Annotated in this window: 14 protein-coding genes; 7 read left to right on the plus strand and 7 right to left on the minus strand. The window is 53.6% G+C overall.

Going from position 1 to position 20,091, the window contains the following annotated elements; all coding sequences use genetic code 11:
- Window positions 1-7 precede the first annotated feature (7 nt).
- From dmsA to lrp, 6 genes are all read right to left on the minus strand, one after another.
- The gene (gene dmsA / locus OGY04_RS09230; RefSeq protein ID WP_286585149.1) at window positions 8-2,452 is read right to left on the minus strand and encodes a dimethylsulfoxide reductase subunit A; all 2,445 of its coding nucleotides are present in this window, start codon (window positions 2,450-2,452) and stop codon (window positions 8-10) included.
- A gap of 236 nt (window positions 2,453-2,688) precedes the next feature.
- The gene (gene serS / locus OGY04_RS09235) at window positions 2,689-3,981 is read right to left on the minus strand and encodes a serine--tRNA ligase (RefSeq protein WP_003831902.1); all 1,293 of its coding nucleotides are present in this window, start codon (window positions 3,979-3,981) and stop codon (window positions 2,689-2,691) included.
- 92 nt (window positions 3,982-4,073) lie between these two features.
- Window positions 4,074-5,417, minus strand: coding sequence for a replication-associated recombination protein RarA (rarA, locus tag OGY04_RS09240; RefSeq protein ID WP_003836910.1), 1,344 nt, complete (start codon window positions 5,415-5,417; stop codon window positions 4,074-4,076).
- Window positions 5,418-5,427: 10 nt separating this feature from the next.
- Entirely contained in the window at window positions 5,428-6,039 is a 612-nt protein-coding gene (lolA, locus tag OGY04_RS09245) for an outer membrane lipoprotein periplasmic chaperone LolA (RefSeq protein WP_003831898.1), read from the minus strand.
- A 111-nt stretch (window positions 6,040-6,150) separates the two neighbouring features.
- Window positions 6,151-10,215: a DNA translocase FtsK gene (gene ftsK, locus OGY04_RS09250; protein ID WP_286585150.1), complete on the minus strand. Its 4,065-nt coding sequence runs from the start codon at window positions 10,213-10,215 to the stop codon at window positions 6,151-6,153.
- Window positions 10,216-10,349: 134 nt separating this feature from the next.
- Window positions 10,350-10,844, minus strand: coding sequence for a leucine-responsive transcriptional regulator Lrp (gene lrp / locus OGY04_RS09255; RefSeq protein WP_002439523.1), 495 nt, complete (start codon window positions 10,842-10,844; stop codon window positions 10,350-10,352).
- A 547-nt stretch (window positions 10,845-11,391) separates the two neighbouring features.
- On the opposite strand from lrp, the gene trxB reads away from it, so the two are divergent.
- From trxB to infA, 5 genes are all read left to right on the plus strand, one after another.
- Window positions 11,392-12,360, plus strand: a complete 969-nt coding sequence (gene trxB / locus OGY04_RS09260) for a thioredoxin-disulfide reductase (RefSeq protein WP_003831889.1) — start codon at window positions 11,392-11,394, stop codon at window positions 12,358-12,360.
- 113 nt (window positions 12,361-12,473) lie between these two features.
- Window positions 12,474-14,240, plus strand: a complete 1,767-nt coding sequence (cydD, locus tag OGY04_RS09265; RefSeq protein WP_286585151.1) for a heme ABC transporter permease/ATP-binding protein CydD — start codon at window positions 12,474-12,476, stop codon at window positions 14,238-14,240.
- Window positions 14,241-15,962 carry a heme ABC transporter ATP-binding protein/permease CydC gene (gene cydC, locus OGY04_RS09270; protein ID WP_286585152.1) on the plus strand — a complete coding sequence of 574 codons (1,722 nt, stop codon included), beginning with the start codon at window positions 14,241-14,243 and terminating at the stop codon, window positions 15,960-15,962. It begins immediately after the preceding gene.
- Between the two features lie 44 nt (window positions 15,963-16,006).
- A complete protein-coding gene (gene aat / locus OGY04_RS09275) occupies window positions 16,007-16,711 on the plus strand; it encodes a leucyl/phenylalanyl-tRNA--protein transferase (protein WP_286585153.1) in 705 nt (234 codons plus the stop codon).
- Window positions 16,712-16,996: 285 nt separating this feature from the next.
- A complete protein-coding gene (infA, locus tag OGY04_RS09285) occupies window positions 16,997-17,215 on the plus strand; it encodes a translation initiation factor IF-1 (protein ID WP_002211347.1) in 219 nt (72 codons plus the stop codon).
- Window positions 17,216-17,294: 79 nt separating this feature from the next.
- Here the strand turns inward: infA and OGY04_RS09290 are convergent, their stop codons facing one another.
- Complete coding sequence (locus OGY04_RS09290; protein ID WP_003831675.1) at window positions 17,295-18,206, minus strand: LysR family transcriptional regulator; 912 nt, start codon at window positions 18,204-18,206, stop codon at window positions 17,295-17,297.
- A 108-nt stretch (window positions 18,207-18,314) separates the two neighbouring features.
- Here OGY04_RS09290 and OGY04_RS09295 point away from each other — a divergent pair, with 108 nt between their 5' ends.
- Window positions 18,315-19,175 (plus strand): pirin family protein, encoded by an 861-nt coding sequence (locus tag OGY04_RS09295; RefSeq protein WP_286585154.1) that lies wholly within the window; start codon window positions 18,315-18,317, stop codon window positions 19,173-19,175.
- A 16-nt stretch (window positions 19,176-19,191) separates the two neighbouring features.
- A complete protein-coding gene (locus OGY04_RS09300; protein ID WP_003831673.1) occupies window positions 19,192-19,869 on the plus strand; it encodes an isochorismatase family protein in 678 nt (225 codons plus the stop codon).
- The last annotated feature ends 222 nt before the right edge of the window (window positions 19,870-20,091 follow it).

The raw sequence follows: 20,091 nt of genomic DNA on the forward strand, positions 1-20,091 counted from the left end.
TTACTCCTTACACCTTTTCAACCTGAACAAGGTTCGTGTGTGATGGGTTCCCCTTCGCGAGAGGAGACGGACGCTGGGTCGTCAGGACGTTAATACAACCGCCCTGGTCCACGCGTTTTGCGTCCGGGTCATACCACGCCCCTTCGCCCAATGCCACCACGCCAGGCATCATACGTGGCGTTACTTTCGCCTCGATGTGCACTTCACCACGATCGTTAAAGATGCGCACCTTGTCGCCGTTGTTAATGCCGCGTCGCTGTGCATCCATCGGGTTGATCCACATTTCCTGACGGCAGGATGCTTTCAGAACATCCACGTTGCCATAGGTCGAGTGGACGCGAGACTTATAGTGGAAGCCGGTCAACTGCAGAGGGAATTTCTCCACCAGCGGATCGTTTAAGCTCTCAAAACCTGGGGTATAAATCGGCAGTGGATCAATCACATCACCTTCCGGCAGCTCCCAGGTTGACGCGATCTCGGCAAGCTGCTGCGAATAAATTTCGATCTTACCTGACGGCGTGGTCAGCGGATTGGCGTTAGGATCCTCACGGAACGCCTTGTAGGCCACGTGATGTCCCTGTGGGTCGCGCTGTTTAAAGATCCCCTGCTTGCGGAATTCTTCAAACGTTGGCAGTTCAGGAATGGCTTTGCGCGACTGCTCGTACAGATGACGCATCCACTCTTCCTGAGTACGACCTTCTGTAAACTGCTGCTCAACACCAAGGCGTTTCGCTAGCTCACTGGTCATCTGGTAGATAGTCTTGCATTCGAAGCGTGGTTTGATCGCCTGATCGGTGAAAATCACATACGACATATTTCCGCAGGAGGCATCCAGTGCGAAGTCCATCTGCTCCGAAGCGGTGCAGTCCGGCAGCAAAATATCCGCGTATTTCGCCGAGGAGGTCATATGGCAGTCGATGACAACGATCATCTCGCACTTCTTATCATCCTGTAGGATTTCATGTGTGCGGTTGATATCAGAGTGCTGGTTAATCAGACAGTTACCGGCATAGTTCCAGATCATCTTAATCGGAACATCGAGCTTATCTTTGCCACGAACACCGTCACGCAGCGCCGTCATCTCCGGACCTCGCTCAATGGCGTCCGTCCACATAAACATAGAGATGCTGGTTTCGACTGGGTTTTCCAGCGTAGGCATACGTTCAAACGGCAAACTGTATGAGCCCTCACGCGCCCCGCTGTTGCCGCCGTTAATCCCAACGTTACCGGTAAGGATTGCCAGCATAGAAATGGCACGGGTCGCTATTTCACCGTTAGCATGACGCTGCGGTCCCCACCCCTGACTGATATATGCCGGTTTAGCGCTACCGATTTCACGTGCCAGTTTGACGATTCGATCAGCAGGAATACCGGTAATTTGCGCTGCCCATTCCGGGGTCTTGGCGATACCGTCTTTGCCCTGCCCAAGAATATACGCCTTATAGTGACCGTTTTTCGGTGCGTCGGCCGGTAAGGTTTTCTCGTCGTAACCCACGCAGTATTTATCAAGGAACGGTTGATCAACCATGTTTTCGGTGATCAGCACATACGCCAGACCATTCACCAATGCCGCATCGGTACCTGGGCGGATCGGGATCCATTCATCCTCACGACCCGCGCCGGTATCCGTGTAGCGGGGATCGATAATGACCATGCGGGCATTGGATTTTTGTCGCGCCTGTTCAAGGTAATAGGTTACCCCACCCCCGCTCATACGGGTTTCACCAGGGTTATTCCCGAACAGAACCACCAGCTTGCTGTTTTCAATGTCGGACGGGCTGTTACCGTCAGCCCAGCCGCCGTAGGTGTAATTCAACCCGGCAGCGATTTGCGCTGAAGAGTAGTCACCGTAGTGGTTAAGGTAGCCGCCGCAGCAGTTCATCAACCGTGCTACCAGCGTTTTACCCGGCGGCCACGAGCGCGTCATGGTGCCGCCCAGCGTACCCGTGCCGTAGTTCAGGTAGATAGACTCGTTGCCGTAGTCTTTAATAAGACGCTGCATATTGCTGGCAATGATGTCGTAGGCTTCATCCCAACTGATGCGCTCAAATTTGCCTTCTCCACGTTTGCCGACGCGTTTCATCGGGTATTTCAGCCGGTCGGGATTATAAACGCGACGACGCATGGAGCGACCACGCAGACAGGCGCGGACCTGGTGCAAGCCGTCATAGTTGTCATCACCGGTGTTGTCGGTTTCAACATACTTTATTTCACCGTCTACCACGTGCATACGCAGAGGACAGCGGCTACCACAGTTCACCGTACACGCGCTCCATATGACTTTCTCATTGGCCTGTGTCGGATTAAGGGCTTCTGCAGCATTTGCAATACGGGTAAATGGCAGGGTAAACGCGCTACTGGCCACCGCCAGTCCGCCTATCGCCGTCGTTTTCACCAAACCTCGGCGACTGACCTCAGCTGCCAGCATGGCATCGGGGATCTTAGTTTTCATAGTGGCTCACTCTGCTGCTCACAATAAACAAAAGAGAAATACTCGTTATATAGATTTTTATATAGAGTTAATATCAATATACAGACTGGTAGATACTGAATTTGCGAAAAGACAGAGATAAATACTGACTTTCATTCGAAGGCAGTATTACTCCTATGGAGGTAGGCGTTATTGTCCGACGTCAAACGGGCATAAAAAAAGCGCCCTGAGGCGCTTTTTTAGCAAAGAAAGGTAGCTTAGCCGATAAATTCCAGGCCATTCATGTACGGACGTAACACTTCCGGAACCTGAATACGGCCATCAGCCTGCTGATAGTTTTCCATCACCGCAACCAGCGTACGTCCAACCGCCAGACCGGAACCGTTCAGCGTATGTACTAAACGGGTCTTTTTGTCGGATTTGCTGCGGCAACGCGCCTGCATACGACGAGCCTGGAAATCCCACACGTTGGAGCAAGAGGAGATTTCGCGATAGGTGTTCTGCGCCGGGATCCACACTTCCAGATCGTACGTTTTGCATGCGCCGAAGCCCATGTCGCCTGTGCACAGGATGATCTTACGGTACGGCAGGCCCAGCAGCTGAAGAACCTTCTCGGCATGGCCGGTCATCTCTTCCAGAGCGTCCATAGAGTCTTCCGGGCGAACGATCTGCACCATTTCAACTTTATCGAACTGGTGCATACGGATCAGACCACGGGTATCACGACCGTAAGAACCTGCTTCAGAACGGAAGCACGGCGTATGCGCGGTCATTTTGATCGGCAGCGCATCTTCGTCAATGATTTCGTCGCGAACCAGGTTGGTCAGCGGAACTTCTGCCGTTGGGATCAGCGCATAGTTGCTGCTGTCAGCTTCTTCATCCAGCGGACGGGTGTGGAACAGATCGCCAGCAAATTTCGGCAGTTGCCCTGTTCCGTACAGCGTGTCATGGTTAACCAGATACGGAACGTAGTTTTCGCTGTAACCATGCTGTTCGGTATGCAGATCCAGCATGAACTGAGACAGCGCACGGTGCATGCGCGCGATCTGCCCTTTCATCACGACGAAACGAGAGCCGGTAAGCTTAACCGCAGCGGCAAAATCAAGACCTGTGTGCATTTCACCCAGGGTAACGTGATCGCGCACTTCGAAATCAAACTCACGCGGCGTACCCCAACGGCTGACTTCAACGTTGTCATTTTCATCTTTACCCACCGGAACGTCGTCCGCTGGCAGGTTAGGAATGGTCAGCGCAATGTCGCGGATCTCGGCCTGTAAGGTATCAAGTTCAGCTTTCGCGGCATCCAGCTCTTCGCCCAGTTTGTTCACTTCCAGACGTAAAGACTCGATATCTTCCCCGCGCGCTTTTGCCTGGCCGATGGATTTCGATCGAGAGTTACGCTCTGCCTGCAGGTTTTCAGTTTGTACCTGCAGAACTTTACGACGCTCTTCAAGAGCGCGCAGCTTATCTACATCCAGCTTAAAGCCCCGGCTTGCCAGTTTTTCTGCGACTGCGTCTGGCTCATTACGCAGCAGATTGGGATCGAGCATGCTTATCCTGTGCTTATCGAATTAAAATAGGAGAAAGTGACCACAGCCTGCGGTCACAGGGATACAGAGACAACATTACCGCAACGATAACACTAACGGTAGCGTTTTATAGGGCTATTTTGATCCTGTCCGGCGAGCCAGGCGAGCTTTTCGCCAATCTTGCCTTCAAGACCTCTGTTTGTGGGGTGATAATAGCGCGTTTGTGCCATTTCCTGCGGGAAGTACTCTTCTCCGGCGGCGTAGGCATTTGGTTCATCATGGGCGTAACGATACTCCTGACCATAGCCCATTTCTTTCATCAGCTTAGTTGGCGCATTGCGCAGGTGAACCGGCACGTCGTAATCCGGACGTTCGCGGGCATCAGCCAGCGCGGCTTTAAAGGCGGTGTAAACCGCATTACTTTTCGGCGCGCAGGCCAGATAAACAATCGCCTGTGCAATCGCTCGTTCACCTTCCGCGGGTCCCACGCGGGTAAAGCAGTCCCATGCGGAAATTGCCACCTGCATGGCGCGAGGATCGGCATTGCCGACATCTTCAGAGGCAATGGCCAGACAGCGACGGGCAACATACAGCGGGTCACCGCCTGCACTAATGATGCGCGCATACCAATAAAGTGCCGCATCCGGGGCGCTGCCGCGAACCGATTTGTGTAATGCGGAGATGAGATCGTAAAAACGATCGCCTTTATTATCGAAGCGTGCGCTGCGTTCACCGGCAATTTCAGTGAGCAATTCTGGTTTCAATACGCGCTTGCCAGAATCATCAACTTCGGCCATATCGGCCATCATTTCCAGCGTATTCAGCGCTCGCCGCGCGTCGCCATTCACCAGTTCGGCAATCGCCCGACGCGTCTCTGGTGGCAGTACGATATCCTGACCACCGTAACCACGGGCTTTATCTGACATCGCCTGGTCCAGCACCTGTTCAATATCGTCGGTGGTTAACGATTTCAGTAAATAAACACGCGCCCGCGACAACAGTGCCGAGTTCAGTTCAAACGAGGGATTTTCAGTGGTGGCGCCAATAAACGTGATGGTACCGTCTTCAATATGCGGTAAAAACGCATCCTGTTGGCTTTTATTAAAACGGTGAACTTCGTCCACGAACAGGATCGTACGTCGACCCGCGTTACGATTCTGACGCGCCCGCTCAATCGCTTCACGAATTTCTTTTACACCAGACGTGACCGCCGAAATTCGTTCAACATCGGCGTTAGCGTAACGGGCAATAACTTCGGCTAGCGTGGTTTTCCCCGTCCCCGGCGGACCCCATAAAATCATAGAGTGCAGGTGCCCGGCCTCGATGGCGCGCGGCAAGGGTTTACCCGCAGCCAGCAGATGCTGCTGGCCGATGTACTGCGCTAAATTTTCTGGCCGCATACGTGCGGCCAGTGGCTGAAAGGTATTATCAGAAAAGTCGAGCGACAGATTGCTCACTCACACGCCTCTACTTACGTTGATCGTCAACCGTTACACCTTGCGGCGGGGTAAAGGTGAATTTCGAAGGTTCAATCGCACCATTCTGCTGAGATTTCAGCTGATAGCTGCTGCGCTGATCGTCTTGCTCAACGGCACTGAACTGATGGATCGTCCCGTCCCGCCCAACATTGATAGTAAACTGCTTCAGGTTACCGCTGCTGGTTTTTGGCGTCAGCACGAAATCGTCGCCGTTTTGCTTAATGTTGTACTGTTGCCAGTCGCTGGCCTGGTTACGCGCAATCAGCATGAACGGCGTGTTGCCCGTGGCGTCTTTCAACCAGGTCGCAGTCGCCTGCTCAACAAACGGGTTAAAGAACCACAGCGTTTTACCATCGGAAACCAGGATGCTCTCGTCAGGCTGCGTCATATGCCAGTTAAAAAGATTAGGGCGTTTAACCCATAAGTCGCCCTGACCCTCCTGCACCGCAGCGCCGCTACCGTCCGTGACCTTCTGAGTAAAGCTGGCATGGAAGCTGCTGACTTTATCCAGACGGCTTTTCAGGTCGCTGGCAGCGTCAGCCCAGACGCTGCTCACCACAAAGCTAGACAGTAATGCACAGGTGATTGCGATTCTTTTCATCGTTATTCCTCAAAATACGTCACTCCCAACGGGGAGATCCCTCTGCTATCCATTTCAGGCCAAAAATCAGCATGAGGAAAGTAGAAAATACTGAATTACTTAACTTTGCAATCATTCGAAGGGCGGCGGAGCCAGCACTTCACGATTACCATTATGCCCTTGTTCGCTGACTATTCCCTGCGCTTCCATCTGTTCGATGATGCGCGCCGCTCGGTTGTAACCGATACGGAACTGACGTTGGACGCCGGAGATTGAGGCTTTGCGTTTCTGAGTAACAAAGTTCACCGCCTGATCGAACAGCGGATCCAGTTCTTCGCCACCATCAAAGCCGCCACCGCCGCCTTCGCTTTCGCTGTCAGAAGTAATGCCATCAACGTATTGCGGACGGCCGCGCGCTTTCCAGTCCTGAACCACCGCGTGAACTTCTTCATCGCGTACAAAGGCGCCGTGCACACGTACAGGGATCGTCGAGTTTGGTGCAGAATAAAGCATGTCACCCATACCCAACAGCGATTCCGCACCGCCCTGGTCAAGGATGGTACGCGAGTCAATTTTACTGGACACTGTAAATGCGATACGCGTCGGGATGTTCGCTTTAATCAGACCAGTGATAACGTCAACTGACGGTCGCTGGGTTGCCAGCACCAGGTGGATACCCGCCGCACGCGCTTTTTGCGCCAGACGAGCGATTAGTTCTTCCACCTTTTTGCCAACAGTCATCATCAGGTCAGCGAATTCATCCACCAACACCACGATATACGGCAGTTTTTCCAGCACCGGATGCTGAACATCCATGCTGTCGCCCGGCTTCCAGTATGGGTCTGGAATCGGACGTCCCATACGGGCGGCTTCAGCAATCTTATCGTTATAACCGGCAAGGTTACGCACGCCAAGCGCCGACATCAGTTTGTAGCGACGTTCCATTTCATTGACGCTCCAACGCAAGGCATTGGCGGCATCTTTCATGTCGGTCACAACTTCAGTCAGCAGATGTGGAATACCTTCATAAACAGAAAGTTCCAGCATTTTCGGGTCAATCATGATAAAGCGAACGTCTTCCGGCTGCGCTTTGTACAGCATGCTGAGGATCATGGCGTTCACCCCAACAGACTTACCGGAACCGGTTGTCCCTGCCACCAGCAGGTGCGGCATTTTAGCCAGATCGGCCACCACCGGTTCGCCTGCAATATCTTTGCCCAGCACCACAGTCAGCGGAGATGAGTTATCACGGAATTTAGCGTTATCCAGCACTTCTCGCAGATAGACGGTTTGACGTTTTTTGTTCGGTAACTCCAGTCCGACATACGGTTTGCCTGGAATAACCTCGACCACACGTACCGCCGCGGTCGACAATGAACGCGCCAGATCTCGTGACAGGTTAGAAATACGCGCTGCTTTAACCCCTGGAGCCAGATTAAGCTCAAAGCGGGTAATCACCGGGCCAGGAGAATAGTTCACCACATCGGCTTTAATGCGGAAATCCGCCAGACGCGCTTCCACCAGACGTGCCATTTGTTCCAGTGCGAACGTATCTATCGGCTCAACTTCGCTCGGCGGCGGCGTGAGCAGATCTAACGATGGCAGCGGCGTGCTTGGACGGTGCGCCGGACGACTATCCCCATTACGCATCAGCAGCGGATGGATCAGACTATCCTGCGGCGGCGGTGTAACAGGCTGCGCTGGCTGCTGATAATGCTGCTGCGGTGCAACTGGCTGCGCTGGCTGTTGATAATGCTGCTGCGATGCAACTGGCTGCACCGGTTGCTGGTAGTGCTGCTGCGGTGCAACAGGCTGCGCTGGTTGCTGATAATGCTGCTGTGGTGCAACTGGCTGTGCCGGTTGCTGATAGTGCTGTTGCGGTGCAACTGGCTGCGCCGGTTGCTGATAATGCTGCTGCGGCGCAACTGGTTCCTGGTACTGCGGCGCGGGCTCCGGCATTACGCCAGGCGTAAACAACGGCTCATGCGGCCCCTCATCCACCAGCGTTTTCATTGGCGAAAATTCAAAGTCATCGAGGGAGAACGGATTCGCTCCGACAGGCTGTTCACCGGAATAACGCTGCTGCTGAGAAGAAGCAAACTGGCGAGCCAGTTCCGCTTCTGCGGCTGAATCTTCGTCATCAGTCTGGTGGGTTTCGTCCTGATACTCTTCGCCATAACGATGCTGCTGCGACTGAGCGAACTGACGTGCCAGCTCGTCCTGCTGCATTGCATCCATTTCATCGTCACTATACGCATCTGTATCAAGCTGCTCTTCGCGCGCTTTCTCTTCAGCCATACGCTGTGACGGCAGTTTTATGCCATATGAAGCCAGTTCACGACGAGTAGGCACGCGCACACGATTCGGACGCGGCAACTGCGGGCCAATGCCCTCTTTCACCTGCGGACGCGGCGTACCGCTGCCTGCAAGGCTAAAGACAGGTGCTGCGGCAGCGGCACCTGCCCCTAACGCGGCGCTTTTTACGCCAGCGGCCAGCGGTGCAACGGCAGCAACAGACTCAACGGGTGGTATGGATGCAGGCGTCGGCATAGATGGCGTAGACGGCTTAACACGCTCAGGCTCCTGAGCAGGTTCTGGAATCGGCTGATACCATGCGGCCAGTTGCTCACGCTCACGCGCACGTTTCTCTTCGACTTCTTCAAAGTAATAGAGCGGCGGACGAGTCGGTTTAACTTCTTCAACCACCGGCTCAGGTTCCACCACTGTTGGTTGTTCAACCACAGGCTGCTGGAACGTAGTGCTCTGTTGAAAAGTTGGATCCTGCTGATAAACAGGTTGCTGCACAGGCTCCGGCTGATAACCAGGCTGCTGGAATGCGGTGTTCTGTTGAGAGGTCGGATCCTGTTGATAGACAGGTTGCAGCACGGGCTCCGGCTGATAAACAGGTTCCGGCTGCGGCGCGACAGGCTGCGTATAAACAGGTTCAACGGGCTGCTGTGCGTAATATTGCGGCTGCGGACTCTGCTCCACAACCGGTTGTTGCCATGGCTCATACGGCTGCTGCACCGGAGGTTGCGCGTACTGGGCTGGCTGCGGATAACCTTCAGGCGCTGGTGCAATCGCGGCATCACCGGTTTGCGGGCCAGGCACGGGTTGCCAGGCCACAGTTGGGACTGGTTGCTCCATAACAGTGTTGGTCACGGGTGACGTTTGCAGTAACGGATCGACCGGTGCGCTCCAGGCCTGAGCGGCTGTTGTAGCTGCAGCTGCTGCAGCCACAGGCTCGGTCACCGAGTGGCCGTTAAGCAGTGGATCAAGTTCGTCATATTCAGGCAGCGTCGCGCGATTACCGGAAAACAGCACATCATTAGGATCGGCAACCACGCCACGGGCGCTGTATTCAATTTCGTCTTCATCATCCATGCGTTTGCCGGAGAACAGCGCCGCATCGGTATGACGACCAAGCGGGTTGGTAAATTTCTCCGCCAGACGTTTACGGCGCGCTAACGCACCGCGCAGGATACGAGCTCGGCGCGATTCATGGGGTTTGCCATCAGCGGCGTCGACAGACTCTTCTTCGTCTTCATATTCTTCGTCATCGACCCAGGTATCGTCGCGGCGGGTACGGTTGCTGGCAAACGTCAGGATATTGAGTAACCAGCCGCCCAGTTTTTCCGCAATGCTCACCCATGACCAACCGGTGAACAGTGTTAATCCCGCTGCCCAAATGCACAACAACGTCAGCGTGCCGCCGCTGCTGTGCAGCAATGGTTGTAGCGTGGTGCTGAGCAGACTGCCGATCACGCCGCCAGAGGCGAAATACCAGATGTCATCGGCGTTAATTGCGGCCAGCCCGCAGGAAGTGAGAATCAGCGCCAGAACGCCAATAATGCGTAGCGAGACGGCAAAATAATCGACGTATTCGTCGCTGGCCTGATGTCGCCAGGCAAACCAGCAGCCACCGACAATGATGACGGGGATGGTGTAGGCCATGACGCCAAAAATAAAGAACAGCGTGTCCGCCAGCCATGCTCCAGGTATTCCACCCAGATTATGGATAGGCTCATGCCACGCGGTTTGCGACCAACTGGGATCCGAAGGGTTAAAGCTGAGTAAGGCAGCCATCAACCAGACGGCAAAAAGGGCAATAAGGATCAGTAGCGCTTCCAGAAGTCGGCGCCCGCTGCTTAACTTCGTCAATGTGACGTCTTTGTCTTCAGTGTATTCCTGGCTCAAAAACGGCTCTCCAGGTTTCGGGCTTTTCCTGCCCGATGCTAAAACGGACAACAGCACCGGGTTGCCCCGGCACTGTTGCTGTATGGATTAACAGGAGTGTAATCAAACTGCGTCGATTTTGCACCTGTTCCGTGTTAGCGCGTCTTAATTACCAGACGATTGCTCTGTTTGACTTCTTCCATTACTACATAAGTACGTGTGTCATTCACGCCAGGCAGACGCAGCAGGGTTTCCCCCAACAGCTTACGGTATGCCGACATATCCGGTACGCGTGTTTTCAGCAAATAGTCGAAATCACCGGAAACCAAATGACACTCTTGAATTTCTTCAAGTTTTTGTACTGCAGAGTTAAATTGTTCAAACACATCCGGGGCGCCACGATTCAGAGTAATCTCAACAAAAACCAGAAGTGATGCATCCAGATAATGCGGGTTTAACAGCGCTGTATAGCCCTGAATAAAACCCTGTCTTTCCAACCGACGCACACGCTCAAGGCAGGGCGTTGGTGAAAGTCCCACACGTTTAGAAAGCTCGACGTTAGAAATACGCCCATCCTTTTGCAGCTCATTAAGAATGTTACGATCGATACGGTCGAGATCTTTGCCAGGGCGCTTCTTACTATCTACCATTATTATTGTCTCTCTGTATTCCTTCCCTACTCCTGCCTGACTCTACCAACATCACTGTTCAGAGTCGCTACCCATCAAAATAAACCGCAACCCAGAGGGATTTTCGGTTCGCAATGTCTGGGTTTATGGTGAGAAGACCGTTGCCTGTCGGCGGCTATCGACATCACGAATGGCATCTGTCCACACCATGCGTAGATTTCGCTAACACGGTAAACATGGTATCTACATGCATGATTATGCAGCACATACATGACACAGTTTTTTTCTTCCTTGAATGTTTTCGCAAAACAGCAGGGGATTGTCAAAGCAAAACATCGATTTTTAGTACAACATGCCAGTTATTCATTCGCAGTGATGGAAAATCGTCATTTTATCACCTTATAACTGACCGATTTTAAGTAGAAATCGTTATAGTATTACGACTAATTCTGCCGTTCATCGGTTCCCGCTATTACACATATTGTTAACAAAATCGCCATACTCTTTTTTTACGCCTGTAAATTCCCTACAATCCTGCTCATTGCCTGCTAACAACTATGGGGATCTCATGGGCGCAACCAAACACAGTAAACTTCTTATTCTGGGCTCTGGCCCTGCGGGGTATACCGCTGCGGTCTACGCTGCACGCGCGAACCTGCAACCGGTACTGATTACCGGTATGGAAAAAGGTGGTCAGTTGACCACAACAACAGAAGTGGAGAACTGGCCTGGCGATCCGCACGATCTCACAGGCCCATTGCTGATGGAACGCATGCACGAACATGCGACCAAATTTGAAACTGAAATTATTTTTGATCATATCAGCAAAGTTGATCTGCAAAACCGCCCTTTCCGTCTGACCGGCGACAGCGGTGAATACACCTGTGACGCACTGATCATCGCCACCGGTGCGTCAGCACGCTACCTGGGGCTGCCTTCAGAAGAAGCTTTCAAAGGCCGTGGCGTTTCCGCCTGCGCGACCTGCGACGGTTTCTTCTACCGTAACCAAAAAGTTGCGGTGATCGGCGGCGGCAACACTGCTGTTGAAGAAGCGCTATACCTGGCGAATATCGCATCTGAAGTGCATTTGATTCACCGTCGCGACAGCTTCCGCGCCGAGAAAATCCTGATCAAGCGTTTGATGGATAAAGTCGAAAACGGCAACATCGTGCTGCATACCCACCGCACACTGGAAGAAGTGACCGGCGATCAAATGGGCGTAACCGGACTGCGCCTGCGCGATACGCAAAACACTGACAACGTCGAGTCACTTGACGTTGCAGGCTTGTTTGTCGCTATCGGCCACAGCCCGAATACCGCCATTTTTGACGGTCAGCTTGAACTGGAAAATGGCTACATCAAAGTTCAGTCCGGTATTCATGGTAACGCCACCCAAACCAGCATTCCGGGTGTATTCGCCGCCGGTGATGTGATGGACCATATTTATCGCCAGGCGATCACTTCAGCAGGCACCGGTTGTATGGCTGCGCTTGACGCAGAGCGTTATCTCGACGGTCTGGCAGACGCTTGCAAATAAGTTTTACAAATCAGTAACAAAAGTAAAAAGGCGACTATAAGTCGCCTTTATTTTTGCCTCGTTGTAACATTGTCCCGCCCAAAAATTCCAATAACTCACCTGCTAAGCGTGCAATGAATAAAACCCGTCAAAAAGAGCTGACCCGCTGGTTAAAACATCAAAGTGTAATTTCCCAACGATGGCTGAACATTTCACGCCTGTTGGGGTTCGTGAGCGGCCTGTTAATTGTCGCTCAGGCCTGGCTCATGGCCCGAATTCTCGACCATATGATCATGGACAATATCCCCAGAGAGGCGCTTCTGCTCCCTTTCATTGTGCTGGTATTGATTTTCATCCTGCGAGCATGGGTCGTCTGGTTACGTGAACGCGTCGGGTTTCATGCTGGCCAACATATCCGCTTTGAGATTCGCCGCCAGGTGCTTGACCGTCTGCAACAAGCAGGTCCCGCCTGGATACAAGGTAAACCAGCCGGGAGCTGGGCTACGCTAATTCTGGAACAGATTGATGACATGCATGATTACTATGCACGTTATCTGCCGCAAATGGCGCTGGCCGTATGCGTCCCCTTATTGATCGTGGCGGCGGTATTCCCGTCAAACTGGGTAGCCGCCCTTATTCTGCTTGGAACTGCCCCGCTGATCCCGTTGTTTATGGCGATGGTTGGTATGGGTGCAGCCGATGCTAACCGCCGCAACTTTCAAGCTCTTGCTCGCCTCAGTGGCCATTTCCTCGATCGCCTGCGGGGCATGGAAACGCTAAGAATCTTTGGCCGCGGTGAAGCCGAAACAGAAAGCATCCGCGCAGCGTCACAGGATTTCCGCCAGCGCACCATGGAAGTCCTGCGCCTGGCGTTTCTGTCATCCGGTGTCCTTGAGTTCTTTACCTCCCTGTCCATCGCACTGGTCGCGGTTTACTTCGGTTTTTCCTACCTCGGTGAACTCGATTTTGGCCACTACGGGACGGGCGTCACATTGGCTGCTGGCTTCCTGGCGCTCATTCTGGCGCCGGAATTTTTCCAACCCCTGCGCGATCTGGGCACGTTTTATCACGCCAAAGCACAAGCCGTTGGTGCAGCAGACAGTCTGAAAACCTTCATGGAAACCCCGCTTGCACATCCTGAGCGTGGCGATATTGAGCTGACAACAAAAGACGCAGTTTCAATTGAAGCAGAAGATCTGGTCATCACCTCGCCGGAAGGTAAAGTGCTTGCAGGTCCGCTCAACTTTACCCTGCCAGCGGGCCAACGCGCGGTGCTGGTTGGCCGCAGCGGCTCCGGCAAAAGTTCGTTGCTCAATGTCCTGTCCGGTTTTCTCTCTTATCAGGGATCGCTGCGGATTAACGGCTTTGAGCTGCGCGACCTGTCGCCTGATTGCTGGCGCAAACAGCTGTCCTGGGTTGGACAAAATCCGCAGCTCCCTGCCGCCACGTTACGCGATAACGTGCTGCTCGCTCGCCCCGATGCCAGCGAAGAACAGCTGCAAGCCGCACTCGACAGCGCCTGGGTCAGTGAGTTTTTACCACTTCTGCCACAGGGTGTGGATATACCAGTAGGCGATCAGGCTGCTCGACTTTCTGTCGGACAAGCGCAGCGCGTTGCCGTGGCTCGCGCCTTACTCAATCCATGTCAGTTGTTGCTGCTTGACGAGCCCGCCGCCAGCCTTGATGCACATAGCGAACAACGCGTGATGCAGGCATTGAAAGCAGCATCACGCCGCCAGACCACGCTGATGGTGACACACCAACTTGAAGATCTTGCCGACTGGGACGTTATCTGGGTGATGCAGGACGGACAGATCGTTGAACAAGGCACTTATGCCGAACTTAGCGCAGCCAACGGGGCGTTTGCGACATTACTGGCTCATCGTCAGGAGGACATTTAAATGCGCGCTTTGCTACCTTATCTGACGCTGTATAAACGTCACAAATGGATGTTAACCCTGGGGATCGTTCTGGCGATCGTCACACTGCTGGCAAGTATTGGTTTGCTGACGCTTTCCGGCTGGTTCCTGTCGGCTTCTGCTGTGGTGGGTGTCACCGGGATTTACAGTTTTAACTATATGCTCCCTGCTGCCGGGGTGCGCGGTGCGGCAATCACCCGAACCGCGGGCCGCTATTTCGAGCGATTGGTCAGCCACGACGCGACGTTCCGCGTGCTGCAACATTTGCGTATTTATACCTTCAGCAAACTGCTGCCGCTCTCCCCTGCTGGCCTGTCCCGTTATGGACAAGGTGAATTGCTTAACCGCGTGGTGGCGGATGTCGACACGCTCGATCATCTCTATTTGCGCGTGCTCTCCCCGCTTGTGGGCGCTTTTGTCGTCATCATGGTGGTCACGCTGGGGCTAAGCGTTCTCGATTTCACGCTGGCTATCACTCTCGGCGGTATTATGCTGCTGACCTTATTTATCTTGCCCCCACTCTTTTATCAGGCAGGTAAAAGCACCGGGCAAAGCTTGACGCATTTACGTGGGCAGTATCGTCAGCAGTTAACATCCTGGCTGCAGGGCCAGGCTGAATTGACCATCTTTGGCGCCAGTGAACGTTACCGCGCCCAAATGGAAGCCACCGAGTTGCAGTGGCACGAAGCCCAACGACGTCAGTCTGAATTAACGGCGCTATCACAGGCGGTCATGCTGTTAGTCGGCGCACTGGCAGTGGTTGTGATGTTATGGATGGCCTCCGGCGGCGTGGGTGGCAATACCCAGCCTGGCGCGCTGATCGCGCTGTTTGTCTTCTGTGCGCTGGCCGCGTTTGAAGCTTTGGCCCCCGTCACCGGGGCATTTCAGCATCTCGGACAGGTTATTGCCTCTGCGCTGCGCATCACCGAACTGACCGAACAGCAGCCAGAAGTCACCTTCCCGGATGCCGGTTCTCCAGTTTCTGAGCAGGTCACTCTCACGCTACGCGATGTTTCATTCAGCTATCCGGGGCAAGCACAAAAAGCGCTCGACACCCTTTCGCTGCAGGCTCAGCCCGGTGAACACATTGCGATTCTCGGTCGCACCGGCTGCGGTAAGTCAACGTTACTACAATTGCTGACCCGCGCATGGGATCCGCAGCACGGCGAAATTCTGATTAATGAGCAGCCGATTTCAGCCCTCAGTGAAGCCGCGCTGCGCCAGAGCATCAGCGTCGTGCCACAGCGCGTGCACCTGTTCAGCGCGACGCTTCGCGATAACCTGCTGCTGGCAGCTCCGCAGGCCAGCGATGAAGCGTTATCCGCAATCCTGTGCCGCGTCGGTTTGGATAAACTGCTTGAAGGCGATGGACTCAATGCATGGTTGGGTGAAGGTGGTCGTCAGCTTTCTGGCGGCGAGCTCCGTCGTCTGGCTATCGCCCGCGCCTTGTTGCACGATGCTCCGCTGATGCTGCTGGACGAGCCTACCGAAGGGCTTGATGCCACAACGGAAAGCCAAATGCTTGAATTAATTGGCGATGTCATGCGCGATAAAACCGTGCTGATGGTCACACATCGTCTGCGCGGCTTGTCACGTTTTGATCAAATAATAGTGATGGACAACGGACACATTATTGAGCAAGGTAATCACGCAGATTTGTTAGCCCGGCAGGGGCGTTATTACCAGTTTAAGCAACGTCTGTAAGCTATTATTGAACGATCAAACTCGCGTAGTGGAGTTTCGCTGTCATGCGCCTGGTGCAATTGTCCCGCCATTCTATAGCCTTCCCTTCACCGGAAGGCGCTTTACGCGAGCCTAACGGTTTGTTGGCGCTTGGCGGCGATCTCAGTCCAGCTCGACTGTTAATGGCCTACCAGCGCGGAATTTTCCCGTGGTTTTCACCTGGCGACCCCATCCTTTGGTGGTCGCCCGATCCACGCGCCATTCTTTGGCCCGAGAAATTTCATCTCAGCCGCAGCATGAAACGTTTTCATAAAAACTCGCCTTATCGCGTGACGCTCAATTACGCGTTCGGTCAGGTGATTGAAGGCTGCGCGAACGACCGGGAAGAAGGCACCTGGATAACGCATGATGTAGTGGACGCCTACCATCGCCTGCACGAGCTGGGCCATGCGCACTCCATTGAAGTATGGCGACAAAATGAATTAGTGGGCGGTATGTATGGCGTGGCGCAAGGTACGCTATTTTGTGGCGAATCAATGTTCAGCCGTCAGGAAAATGCGTCCAAAACCGCACTGCTTGTTTTTTGCGCTGAATTTATCCGTCAGGGCGGAAAATTAATCGACTGCCAGGTAATAAATAGCCACACAGCTTCGCTGGGCGCCGTCGAAACCCCACGTCGGGAGTACCTTGAACACCTGAGCAGACTGCGCCAGCAGCGGCTACCGAGCCATTTCTGGGTTCCCAGGACGTTATTTTCGCCTCAGGGGTGAATGTTTTCGGCACATTTTTTGTCGGGGTGTTATAATTGTCGCGCAGAGTTGGTTTAGCCCATTACCCCGCCGCCGTTAAGGAACAGTTCGCGTCAGGCAACGCCTATCGTTTATCTCCTCGTTCCCTTACACGTTGCGCTTTAAGTGCGGCTTTGCCGTGTGTGGTTAGAGTAATGCGCCAAACCCGATTTGCTGTGTTTTAAACGCACAAATCTTTACTTATTAAAAGAACTTCGGCATTATCTTGCCGGTTCAAATTACGGTAGTGATACCCCAGAGGATTAGATGGCCAAAGAAGACAATATTGAAATGCAGGGTACCGTTCTCGATACGTTACCTAATACCATGTTCCGCGTAGAGTTAGAAAACGGTCACGTGGTTACTGCACACATCTCCGGTAAAATGCGTAAAAACTATATCCGCATCCTGACGGGCGACAAAGTGACTGTTGAGCTGACCCCGTACGACCTGAGCAAAGGCCGCATTGTCTTCCGTAGTCGCTGATTGTTTTTAACGCCCGAATGGCGTCCAGATAATAAAAGGTCGGTTTAACCGGCCTTTTTTGTGGGCCAAGGTCAGGTATTTAATCCTCAATCATCCGCGCATATTCTTCCGTTAAGAAATCCACTAATGTGCGTACTGACGGCAATAATCCCCTGCGTGATGGAAAGACTGCGTGAATTATTTCTCGCTTCGGTTCCCAGCCGTCGAGCAATGCCACCAGTTCACCCGCGGCTACTTGATCTTTTACCATCAGCTGTGGAAGTTGAACTACCCCCACACCGGCAACTGCGGCTTCACGTAACGCCAGCATATCGGTGGTGATCATACGCGGCGTGAAATGCACCTCCGCACGTGCGCCCTGCGGCCCGAATAACTCCCAACGATGCACATGTTTACCCGTCGCCAGACTCAGGCCAGGCCAACGCGTCAGCTCCGCCGGAGAATGTAGCGTTCCCATTTGCTCGATTAACTGCGGGCTGGCATACAAACGATGCCCCCTGTCCGCCAGCACACGCATCACCAGGTCGCTATCCTCAAATGGTCGGGGCCTGACGCGAATCGCCACGTCCAAACCCTCTCCAACCACGTCCACGCGGCGGTTAGTGGCCTCCAGTTGCACTGATACGTCAGGATAACGCGCCATAAAACGGGCAAGCATAGGCCCGATATGCACATGCAGCAGCGTGACCGGACACGTCAACTTCACCACGCCACGCGGTTCAACCTGTAACGCGGCAATCGCATCCTGCGCTGCCTGCGCTTCCACCAGCATCGCCTTACAGTGTTCGTAAAAGGTTTGTCCAACTTCAGTCACGTTAAACTGGCGGGTGGTTCGCTGAATCAGTCGAACTCCCAGCGTCTCTTCCAGTTGCGCTATCCGTCGGCTTAGTTTTGATTTCGGTTCATCAAGCGCCCGACCCGCCGCCGCGAATCCCCCTTCCTCTACAACATGTACAAACCATGCAAAATCATTGAGATCCGGCTTTGTCATCTAATTGTCCTATTTATGAGACAGTGAGGACTATTTTAGCTACTACTCAGCTCGCTGTCATGAATATAAGCTTATTCACATCAAGATAACGCCACAGAGGAGACAAATATGAAACAAGTAACAGGCGTCTACACCGCACCTCGCCCACACTGGGTTGGCGATGGATTTCCGGTTCGCTCGATGTTTTCTTACCAGTCTCATGCTGAGCAGCTAAGTCCGTTCCTGCTGCTGGATTACGCCGGTCCACATACGTTTACGCCGGGTAACGAAAAACGCGGCGTTGGCGAACACCCTCACCGTGGTTTTGAGACGGTGACCATCGTTTACAGCGGCGAAGTTGAACACCGTGATTCAACCGGTCGCGGCGGCATTATCGGCCCCGGCGACGTGCAGTGGATGACCGCAGGAGCAGGAATATTACACGAAGAGTTCCATTCACCTGAATTTACCCGTCAGGGTGGCGAACTGGAAATGGTACAGCTGTGGGTCAATCTGCCAGCAAAAGACAAAATGGCCGTTCCGGGTTACCAGGGCATCAGCAGCGATGTGATCCCCACTGTCGCCCTGCCAGATGAAGCAGGGAGCGTTCGTGTGATTGCGGGCAGCTATCAGGATACAAAAGGCCCGGCACATACCTTCTCTCCGCTGAACGTCTGGGATATGCGTTTGCAACGTAATCATCAGCTCACGTTGTCCCAGCCGGAAGGATGGAGCGCTGCCCTGGTGGTATTGAAAGGGAATATCACCGTAAACGGCACTACATCTGCCAGCGAAGCGCAACTGGTGGTGCTGAGCCAGCAGGGGAAAACGCTGCATATTGAAGCCTCCAGCGATGCCAGCGTGCTGCTGCTTTCTGGAGAACCGTTGAACGAGCCGATTGTAGGTTACGGTCCGTTTGTAATGAACACGAAACAAGAAATCGCTGAAGCCGTACGCGATTTTAACTCCGGCCGCTTTGGCCAAATCTGAATCGAAGGAGAAGAATATGTCCAGTCCTGCAAACTTTAATGGTTCACGTCCGGTCATCGATGTGAATGATTCCGTCATGCTGCTTATCGATCATCAGAGCGGGCTGTTCCAGACCGTCGGCGACATGCCAATGCCAGAACTGCGTGCGCGTGCCGCCGCGCTGGCTAAAATGGCGACTCTGGCGAAGATGCCGGTGATTACCACGGCATCCGTACCGCAGGGACCTAACGGCCCGCTGATCCCTGAGATCCACGCCAATGCGCCGCATGCCCAATACGTGGCGCGTAAAGGCGAAATCAACGCCTGGGATAACGAAGATTTCGTGAAAGCGGTCAAAGCAACGGGTCGTAAAACGCTGATTATCGCCGGTACGATTACCAGCGTGTGCATGGCTTTCCCTGCTATCAGCGCGGTTGCGGAAGGCTATAAGGTTTTCGCTGTGATCGACGCTTCCGGTACTTACAGCAAAATGGCGCAGGAAATCACCCTGGCTCGTGTTGTTCAGGCTGGCGTCGTGCCGATGGATACCGCCGCAGTCGCTTCTGAAATTCAGGGCACTTGGAACCGTGAAGACGCCGCCGAATGGGCGGAAGTGTATACCAAAGTCTTCCCGGCTTATCAGTTGCTGATCGAAAGCTACAGCAAAGCTCAGGAAGTCGTGACCAGCGGCGAAAAACTGGACTCTCAGCGCTAATCCTTTCCTCCGCGCCTGCCTGGGCGGAGGAATATGTATATTGCGTAACCAAACGAGAGTTAACACGTAAATTCTGCTTGACCGTTTTAGCGCAACTCCCTATAGTAGCGCCCCGTTGCCCCCCAAGCGGTCAGGCAGCAATACAATATGGTGAGGTGTCCGAGTGGCTGAAGGAGCACGCCTGGAAAGTGTGTATACGGCAACGTATCGGGGGTTCGAATC

The organism is Citrobacter sp. Cpo091, from assembly GCF_030332645.1.
GTDB classification, from domain to species: Bacteria; Pseudomonadota; Gammaproteobacteria; order Enterobacterales; family Enterobacteriaceae; genus Citrobacter; species Citrobacter portucalensis.